Raw genomic sequence first — 9,672 nt, 5'->3', positions numbered from 1 at the left:
TGTCTCTCCTCCGACCGTGACCCGCTTCTGCCGTCGGCTCGGTTGCCAGGGCTTTTCCGACTTCAAGGTGCAGCTTGCCAAACTTGCCTATGTCGGCCTGCGCTACCTGAAACCCGAAGCGCCGACCGCGACGGCAGAAGAGGTCGCCCACGATATCGTGTCGAAGGCCCAGAATGCGCTTTTCGAGCTTCATCACCAGCTTGACCTGGCCGCCATCGATAAAGCGGCGCAGCTGCTGCGCGGCGCGGCGTTCATTCAGGCTTTTGGCGCCAGCGGTAATTCCGCCATGATCGTCAATGAATTGCACAATCGCCTCTTCCGTCTCGGCTGCCGGATAAGTGCTTCCAACGACCACAACATGAACCTGATGATCTCGGCGGCAGCCGAACCCGGTACGGTTGTCTTCGGTTCGTCCTTTACCGGACGGGACATGGGCCTCGTCCACTGCCTGGAGATCTTGCGCCAGCGCGAAATCCCAACCGTCATCATGACCCAGGGTGGTTCGCCGGTGGCGAACGCGGCCGATCTGGTCATCGCTATCGAAATGCCAGAAGGCAAAAACATCTTTCGGCCGACATCGACCCGGTATGCCTATCTTGCCGCAGTCGATATTCTCGCCAACATGGTGGCTTACGCCGATCGCAACAAGGCGTTCAAGGCGCTCCGCAGCATCAAAGAGGAGCTGGTGCGCAACCGCGACGGCGACGACCGGCAACTCCTGGGCGATTGATGTAAAAGGGCGGGAGCGATTTTCGCTTAGCGGATGCGGCGCGCCGAGGGCCTTTGGCAATGTGTCTGTGACTGCGTGGCAGCTGCGGCTGCCCTCGACCGAACGCTTGGTAGCCCCGCGCCGTACTGATCGTTTCTGGCACTATACCGTCGCGGCAGCAGGCTCGGATGTTAGCGGCAACAATCGCCGCAGCCGTGTCGCGACCGGTCGGTGTGGAGAAGCACTGTCACCTTGGGATGCGAGCAGAAAGGAGAGACGTTGTGAAGCGGCTCAATATCGAAGACGTCGAGCACAGCGTGAGGGAGGTGGTCGGTGTCAAGCGCTGCTTCTCCAGAATACGTGTCTGCTCCCTCAAACGTCTTTGGCGAGCGGCTCCAGCCCTTGACGGAAGGTCTCGCGCCGAGATGGCGCAAATCGTGTCCAGCTGCTGCGGCAATTCTGGCATCGTTCCGTCCAAGTGGCTGCTTACGCTTTTGGTGGTGTTTTAAATGCTGAAGACGCAGCGGCTGTGCCAAAACGGGTCAAGCCGCACGGCTTAAGTAAGCGATCTAAAATATTCCGCAATCCTCATGTAGTGCCCAACTGGTACGGGGGGTTGAGTGGGCAGCCTGCATACCTGATTCGGCGAAAAATTAAGCCTGAGTTAAAACCTTGGCCTTAATTTAGCATCTATTCATGAATGGGTACGCGCTCAATAATGGAGCATGAGATGATAAATCCCAATAGCAATATCGACCTGACGCAGTGGAAGCTGACGCTTCCCGTGGACAGCAAGGGTGGTTTCAACGGCAAGGCGATGGAGGTAACAAACTTCAGCAAGCTCGTTGCAAGTGACTATTTCTATTTCACGACATCTGGGCATTTGATTTTTAGCGCGTTGGCCGACGGCGCCACCACATCCGGCTCCAGTTATGCTCGCTCCGAGTTGCGCGAAATGAATGGAGACAAGAAAGCCGCGTGGCAACTGGATCAGGGTGGTACGATGACCGCCACGCTCAAGGTTCATGCGGTCCCCAAATTTGAGGACGGTACGCCGGGCAGAATTGTCGTCGGTCAAATTCACGGCTCAGACGACGAGCTTATTCGGCTCTATTATCAGGGCGGGCGCGTTTATTTCATGAACGATCAGGCAGGCAAGGACAACAAAGAAACGAAGTTCATTTTCGAGAACGCAGCCGGCAAACAGCCATTGATTTCGCTTGGAGAAGCATTCTCTTACAAGATTGATGCCCATGGCAGTAAATTGACGGTCACGATTTTTGCCGATGGAGAAGAGTACACATCCACGTCGAAGATCAACGATGTGTGGAAAAAGGATGTCTTCTACTTCAAGGCCGGAGCATATCTGGGCGTCAATGACGACAATGGCTCGGGCAGGGGCGAGGTGGCGTTTCTTGGGCTCGATTTTGGACACAAGGTCGGTGCCGGTCTGGATGGGCTAGTAAGTTTGCCGAAGTTGATTGGCGGAGCGGGCAACGACCTTCTGACCGGTCTGGCAGGCAATGACGCCCTGTTTGGCGGAGCGGGCAAGGATACACTAAAAGGCGGAGCGGGTGCTGATCGTCTGGACGGTGGCGTCGGCGCGGATATCCTCATCGGCGGCTCTGGCAATGACAAATATGTAGTCGATAACTCCGCAGATATTGTTTCAGAAGGCTTCTCCCAGGGGCTCGACTTCATCATTGCTTCGGTGTCTTTCACGCTGGGAGCAAACGTCGAGAATATGACTCTGGCGGGCAATGGTGGCGCGATCAATGCCACGGGTAACGTTCTAGCCAACACACTGGTTGGCAACGGCAGCAACAACATTTTGCGCGGTTATGGCGGCAATGATGTGCTTTCAGGTGGCTTGGGCAATGACGTTTTGGCTGGCGGGACCGGCCGCGATACTCTAACCGGCGGGCTGGGAAAGGATGTCTTTCTCTTCGACAAACCGGCCGGCATTGGCAATGTCGACAGGATTACGGACTTTGACATCTTGTCCGATCGGATCGCTCTTGATGCATCCGATTTTTCAAGTCTGGCCGTCGGCGCCCTGGCACAGTCGGCCTTTGTCGCCAATTTGGCTGGCAAGGCGACGACACCCGGGCAGTCTATCGTCTATGAGATCGATACCGGAAAACTGTTCTACGATTACAATGGAAACCATTCGGGCGGCGCCACGCAGATTGCATCACTGCAAGCCAACCTGAAGCTGTCATATCAGGATTTTTTCGTGATCTGAGACCGTTTTTCTGCCCCGCCGCGAACCCAACGCTCGTCCGGCCGGTCTATCAGATCGCTGGCATGAGCAGGCCGTCGCGCCAACATAGCGTCTGAGGTTTTTCCTTACTCTTTCATCCGAGCAGACCTTCATTGATCGCAAAACCGCTGCGCTGCAGATCGCTGAGGGTGGTGTCAAGGAAGTGGATGGATTGACCATTGATCGTTGTCAACATCAACTCGTTGGCGGCGATGACTGTGACGCGCGCGAGAAGATCTGCCTTGCTGGCAAACAGGTCGGATGAGAACACCAGCGTGTCATCGGCACGCAACTGGTCAACCGTGTCCGATCCATGCACGGTACCGAACCAGAAGCTGTCGGCGTCAGCGCCACCCTTCACACGGTCATCTCCCGCTCCTCCATAGAGCACGTCGCTTCCTTCGTTGCCCTCCATGGTATCATTGCCGAGGTTGCCGACCAGGATGTCATTTCCAAGCTTGCCCTTGATGATGTCGTTTCCGCCCTTGCCATCGATGATGTCGTTTCCGGCAAGGCCGAACAGAGTTTCAGCGTTGTCCGACCCCGAGATCGTGGGTGTCCCATAGAGAGGCACCGGTGTACTCCCGACACCCTTGATGGTTAGCACCAGGTATGCCGTCGACTCCAATCCTGTCTCATCGCGGAGAATGTAGGAAAAGCTGTCCGTTAAGGTTTGGCTTGAGGTGAGGTTCTTGAGCGCCTGGTCGTTTGGATCAGGAATATAGGAATAGGTGCCGTCCGGGCTGACATGCAATACGCCGTGATCACCCGTTATTGTCGTGTCCGAACTTGTAACAGAAACATGAACTGAACCCTTGGTGATTCTGGCGATCGCAATGAAGTCACCAGCATCCGGATCCTTGTCGTTCTCCAGCAGATTTCCCATGGAATTCGCGGTCGCAAGAAGCTGTGCCGTGTCATTGACAGCCACAGGCGCGTCGTTGGAGCCTTCGATCGTGACCACGAGAGGCGTCAGTGCGGTTCCACCGCGGCCGTCAGAGACTGTGTATTTCAGGGTCTCCGTCAGGCTATCGAAATACAACGCATTCACCACTGGATCGGATGTCGAGGGCGCATAGGTGTAGTTTCCGTTCGCCGCGATCGTCAGCGTCCCATGGGCGGTCTGCAAGGTCTGCTGCGCCCCAACGGCAAAGGTCGTACTGCCAATTGTAACGTGAGAAACTGTCAGAGTGTCGCTATCGGGATCGGTGTCGTTTGTCAGCAGATTGCCGGACACGGTATTGCCAGGGCCATTCTCTGAAACCGAGACAGCTTCGCCGATTGCGGTCGGGCCTCCGTTTGGCATGGCTTGGCCACTGACGATAAACTGTGTGGCCTTCACGTTCGTCGCCATGGTCGCGAGCAGGGTTGCCAAAGTAACGAAGCCGGAAGGACCGTCCGCGCCGTCTACATCCGCCTGCAGCAAGGCATCAGCCCCGGATTGAGTGACTTTGAAGAAACCGCCGGCAAATGCGCTGGCCGCGGTGGTCCCGCCAGAGAAGCCGAACAGAGCGGCAAGGTCGATAAAATCATCGGTGCGGAAATCTTGAATAATGTCGATGCCGTCATCCAGCGCGCTGAAGACAAATGTATCTGCCCCGGCGCCGCCCTTCAAAGTGTCAACACCTTGACCGCCAATCAACCGGTCGTTGCCTTCGTTTCCTTCCAGATAGTCGTTCCCGGCTCCGCCAACCAGCGTGTCTGCGCCATCGAGCCCCTTGATCGTGTCGTTGCCGCCGGCACCGTCGATCACGTCGACACCGATCGTACCGCGCAGCGTGTCCGCGTTGGCGGTGCCGAGTATGGTCGGCACAAGCACGCCCCCACCACTGCCATCTCGCAGGGTGATATTGAGTGTTGACTGCGACTGCGCGCCGAAATTGTCGGTAATGGTATAGGCGAATGTTTCCGTTAGGAAGGCAGCCCCGGTCAAGTCGGAAACCTGGGGGTTGGAGGTGTCAGGTTGATAGATCCATGTGCCGTCGCTTTTCAGCAGGAAGGTGCCAAAGCTGCCGGTAAAACTGGTTCCTGATGTTGTGACTGCCTTCGTCGCGCCGTTGAAGGACGCGCTGATGACGCTGATGCTGGAACCTGCGTCGGGATCTATATCGTTGCTTGTAACACTGCCCGTCGTCAGCGTCCCCACCTTTGCAATCGCATTATCGGCAATCGCCGTCGGGGCGTCGTTGACGCCATCGACCTTGATGCTGACGGTTGCGACAGCCGACCCCCCATGGCCGTCAGACACGCGGTAGGCGAACGTGTCCATCGCGGACTGTCCGCCAGCTATTGAATTGGTGGCGGCTCGGGTTGCGTCGACCTTGTAATAGTATTCGCCATTCGCATCGATGTGGAGCGTTCCGTAAAGTCCCTCAACTGCCGTCTTTCCGGCTTGTATGGTCGTCACTTTGGAGAGCGCTGCGACCTGGGTAACCGTTAATGTATCGCCGTCGATATCACTGTCATTCGTTAAGACATTTTGGGTGGGGCTGATGCCCGTGTCGTTTTCGCTGACAGTCGGTCCCAGGTCGGAGATGGCCACTGGTGCCGTATCGCCGGGCTCGGGCACTTCATCCGGATCCGGCGAGGGTCGGGGGCCGACGAGAATATCTGTCAGGCCTTTCGTGTATGCGATATAGTCAGCAAGTCGCTGGCCGACAATCTCGTAGGATTCATTGTCGATATGCACCTGGTCTTTGAGCGGTAAATCCTCGGTCAGGGCTCCAATGAAAATGTCGTCGCGCGACGCGGCGATCTCACGTTGTGCCTCGCGAACGATATCCTGGCCACCGTTCCAGCGTGCATCCGAGCCAGTATAGGCGGTCGTGGCGACCTCTTGGATGTAGACCGGTGCTGATGGATCGGTATGCGCGCGAATATAGTCGAGAACTTCGAGTGTCGCTTCCTTATAGGTTGCCGCGTCGGAGGTTCCATCCTGGATGCGTTTGGCATCGGCTTCACCCTGCGCCCAAACCACGACCACCTCGACCGTATGGCCCGCAGCCTTCAGCGCGGCAATGGTTGCATTCATGCCTTGGATCGCATCGAGCGCAAGGTTGCCGGGGGAATTGGTGTCAGGATACCACCAGAGAAAATCGGCGCTTGGAGCGCCTTGCGCATTGCCATCGACGCCGCTGGCGCCTTTGGCCAGATCCTGGACGACGACATTGTCGGCGGTCGCGAATTTAGACGTGGTGCCGGTATTCTGAACCAATGTCTTCAGCGTTGAAGAGTTGACTGTCGAATCTGACGCCGAATAATCAGACATTGCCTCAGCCAGAACGGATGCGCCGGAGTCTGAGTCTCCGTATTGATTGAACATGTTGTCGGCATTTGATTGACCGAGGAATACATAGAATTGAACGTCAGCCATGGGTCGCCTCCGGCGGGAACCTTTTACAGTTTTTTCGAATGTGCCAACCGGAGGTGGTTTTCTCAGTTGGTAAGATAATTTTCGTCTTCGCGCATCGCAGTCACTGACATTGGTACGAAATTCACGTTTTGCTGCGGCTCTTCGTAGGACACCAGTTCCAGGAGATCTGCTGCGGTCACAGGAGTCATTCCTGCCGCGTCATAATGGCGAACGACCATGATCGCGGCGGAAGCGGGGGAATGATTGTGCAGCGATGCGATCTGGTCGCGCTCGGGGAAAAGACTGTCCGAAGGCGCCATATCGTGCACCGATCCGTTCTGGACCACGGCAATCTCGCCCGCAGTGACGACCCAGTTTTCCCAGCTTGTGGCCGGTGCACGGAGTGCGATCGACATGCCAGGCAGCAGCGAAAACGTGAAGACCACGATTTGTCCCAACCGGGTGACAAGTGCCACACGCCCCCAGGCAAACAACTGTGTCTTCGTTGCGTGGGTTTCCGGTTGCTTGTGTCGCTTGAGGTGTCCGACAGCGTCCTTGACCTTCTGCGCCTCATCCATCGGAGCAATCAGAAGTGCATCATCGTCATCGACGACGATCATGTTGTCCAACCCGATCAGCACGACCTTTCGATCGTTGCGCGCGAACACGAGTGTGTTTGTCGTCTCCAGTGCGATGACTGGTCCAGAAAGAGCATTGCCGTACGCATCCTTCGACGCAGTCGCCTCATAGAGCGACGAAAGTGAGCCAATGTCGGACCATCCAATTCCGGTACAGGGTACAACAGCACCACATGTTGTGCGCTCCATCACCGCTGTATCGATCGGCACATCCGAAGGCGCAGTGCGAAAGCTAGTCTCGTCAAGCCAGATACTGGGATAGGAACGATGATTGGTAACGCGTGCCAGCTCAATGGCATTTTGTGCCGCCAGCAATGTCCTAGGTGCATGTCGCGCCAGTTCTTGCATCATTACGCCTGCGCGAAACATGAAAATCCCGGCGTTCCAACAATAGCCGTCCTTGACATAGCGCTTTGCATTTTCGAGAGATGGCTTTTCAAGAAAGTCGCCCTGACGGATTGCATAGCCGCAAGCGACGCCGTCGCTCAGGATAGGATCTCCGGGCCGGATATAGCCAAACCCGGTTTCCGGATGTTCGGGCGTAATGCCGAAGGTCACGATCCGATCCTGCTCAAGTGCAAGCGGAATCGCCCGCGCGACCTGTGCACTGAACTGGCTTGGATCCTTGATCAGGTGATCAGATGGAGCTACCAGCAAAATGGCGTTGAGACCGGCCGGATCCATCTTTGAGATGGCGACGGTGAGCGCTGCAATCGCCGCCGCGGTTCCCTGCATGCTTGGCTCGACGATCAGGCCACCGACGCTGAATTCTCCCTGCCGGACTTGTTCCTCGGCGTGAATGAGCGTCTCGCTAGCACTCATCAACCACGGCAGACCATATTGCGGCGTCAAAAATCGCTCGAGCGCCTGCTGGAAGAAGCTGGACGATTGTGCGCTGTCCAAACAAAGAAACTGCTTGGGCTTGTTGACGCGGGACAAGGGCCAAAGCCTGGTCCCCGAGCCACCGATCATGATCGCCGGTATGATTCGATGTTCTTCAAAGCCCAGTTTCATCCGTGACCCCCGCCTCGATTGTTGGCTTGCACTGCAACAATTTGAACAGGAGGATCGTTGGATGCGAAGTGCAATCCGGCGATCCTCCCGCCATACGTTCCGTTACCAGCACAGTCCGTGATAGGTCAGACTGCCTGACTTGTTTGGAACCTCGACCCGGGCGAGATCGACAACGACGAGGGGTTGGATTGCCTTTTCGAGTGCACCCGAAAGTCCCGCATATTTGTGACCAACGACGACGACATCCGAGTTTTCGATTACGTCAGAAAACGACGCCCTTACCCGAGGTGCGATATGGTGCAAGTAATTGCGGCCTCCGCCTTCTTCCGTCACGACATTCGGATCGTAGATGGTGATTTCCTTGCCGCTGCCAATGAAACTTTCGACCAACGACAGCATAGGGCTTTCACGCATGTCATCTGTGTCAGTCTTGAAGGTTATGCCAATAAAGCCGATGCGGTTCTTGTTTGTGCCACTTATCAACCGCTTGGCTCTGTCGATCTGGACGAGATTTGCCGCACGCACGCCATCAAGCATCGGTGTTGGGACGTCCATTTTCCGACCAAGCGCCGACATGGCGCGCAGGTCCTTTGGCAGACACGAGCCACCATAGGCGAAACCGGGTTTCATATAGGCCCTGGAGACGTTCAGTCGCGTGTCGGCGCACACGACATCCATGACAATATGGCTGTCGATATCCTTCGCCTTGCACAGGTTGCCAATCTCATTGGCGAAGCTGATCTTGACCGCATGCCAACAATTGTTGACATACTTGACGATCTCAGCGCTGCGCATCGGGATGACATGTGGCACAACGCCTATATGGGCGACCATCGACTTGAGGACGTCAATCGATCGCGTGTCATCCGCAAATTGTCCGAATACGATTGCGCCTGGTTTGTAATAGTCGGCAATTGCAGAACTTTCGCGAAGGAACTCGGGATAGTAGGCGACCCCGAAATCGACCCCTGCGGTTTTGCCAGAAGCCTGTTCCAGCGCAGGGATAACGATGTCTTCCATGGTGCCCGGCAGAATGGTGGAGCGCATCACGACGACATGGAACTCGTCCTTGATGCGCAGAGCCCTGCCAATATCGGTTGCGACCTGTTTGACGTAATCGGTGTTCAAGGTTCCATCGCTGAGGCTCGGCGTGCCGACGCAGCACAGGGAAACGTTGGTTGTCGCGATCGCTTCGTCCGCAGACATGGTAGCGCTGAGCATTTCATTCAAATGGGCCTTATGCAGATACTCATCGAGGTAGGGTTCCACGATCGGAGCTTCACCCATCGCAAGCCGCGCGACTTTGAAACGGTCTGGATCGACTGCAACGACGCGGAACCCATCATTGCTGAGACATGCTGCTGATACACACCCAACATAACCGGCGCCAAAAACGCTGATATGCAGCCCCATTGCACTAACGTATCGTTCCATTCTGGTCATAGTTTCTCCTTGGACTTTCGCCCTTACAAATAGGAGTGATGCCTGCGGATTGCCCCGCATCCACGACTCCGACAACACCAAATATTCAGACTTTTTGAAAGTATCTGCGAACGCCTAATGTGTCGCCAGAAAGGGAAATCTAATTTCAAGCCGAAAAATAATGCTAAAATGTAAGATTTTTTCTGCTACAATCAGGAATTAACAATCGATAATAAATTTAAATCGCATAAAGTTTGGCAGAGATACATATTTT

General features: G+C 55.7%; 5 protein-coding genes. 2 read left to right on the top strand and 3 right to left on the bottom strand.

What is annotated here, in order from left to right:
* Positions 1-730: MurR/RpiR family transcriptional regulator (locus tag AX760_RS24915; protein WP_071835718.1), on the top strand; the 730-nt coding region annotated here is incomplete at its 5' end.
* Positions 731-1,439: 709 nt separating this feature from the next.
* Positions 1,440-2,954: a polysaccharide lyase family 7 protein gene (locus AX760_RS28020; protein ID WP_175552134.1), complete on the top strand. Its 1,515-nt coding sequence runs from the start codon at positions 1,440-1,442 to the stop codon at positions 2,952-2,954.
* A gap of 112 nt (positions 2,955-3,066) precedes the next feature.
* On the opposite strand, the gene AX760_RS24895 is transcribed toward AX760_RS28020, so the two are convergent.
* The 3 genes from AX760_RS24895 to AX760_RS24885 form a co-directional block, all read right to left on the bottom strand.
* A complete protein-coding gene (locus AX760_RS24895) occupies positions 3,067-6,345 on the bottom strand; it encodes an Ig-like domain-containing protein (protein ID WP_071835715.1) in 3,279 nt (1,092 codons plus the stop codon).
* 62 nt (positions 6,346-6,407) lie between these two features.
* A complete protein-coding gene (locus AX760_RS24890) occupies positions 6,408-7,976 on the bottom strand; it encodes a mannose-1-phosphate guanylyltransferase (protein WP_071835714.1) in 1,569 nt (522 codons plus the stop codon).
* Between the two features lie 102 nt (positions 7,977-8,078).
* Positions 8,079-9,419 (bottom strand): nucleotide sugar dehydrogenase, encoded by a 1,341-nt coding sequence (locus AX760_RS24885; RefSeq protein WP_071835713.1) that lies wholly within the window; start codon positions 9,417-9,419, stop codon positions 8,079-8,081.
* Between the last annotated feature and the right edge of the window lie 253 nt (positions 9,420-9,672).

It is taken from the genome of Pararhizobium antarcticum (assembly GCF_001885585.1).
In the GTDB taxonomy this organism is placed as follows: domain Bacteria; phylum Pseudomonadota; class Alphaproteobacteria; order Rhizobiales; family Rhizobiaceae; genus Pararhizobium; species Pararhizobium antarcticum.
This window is presented reverse-complemented; position numbering and strand designations above follow the sequence as displayed.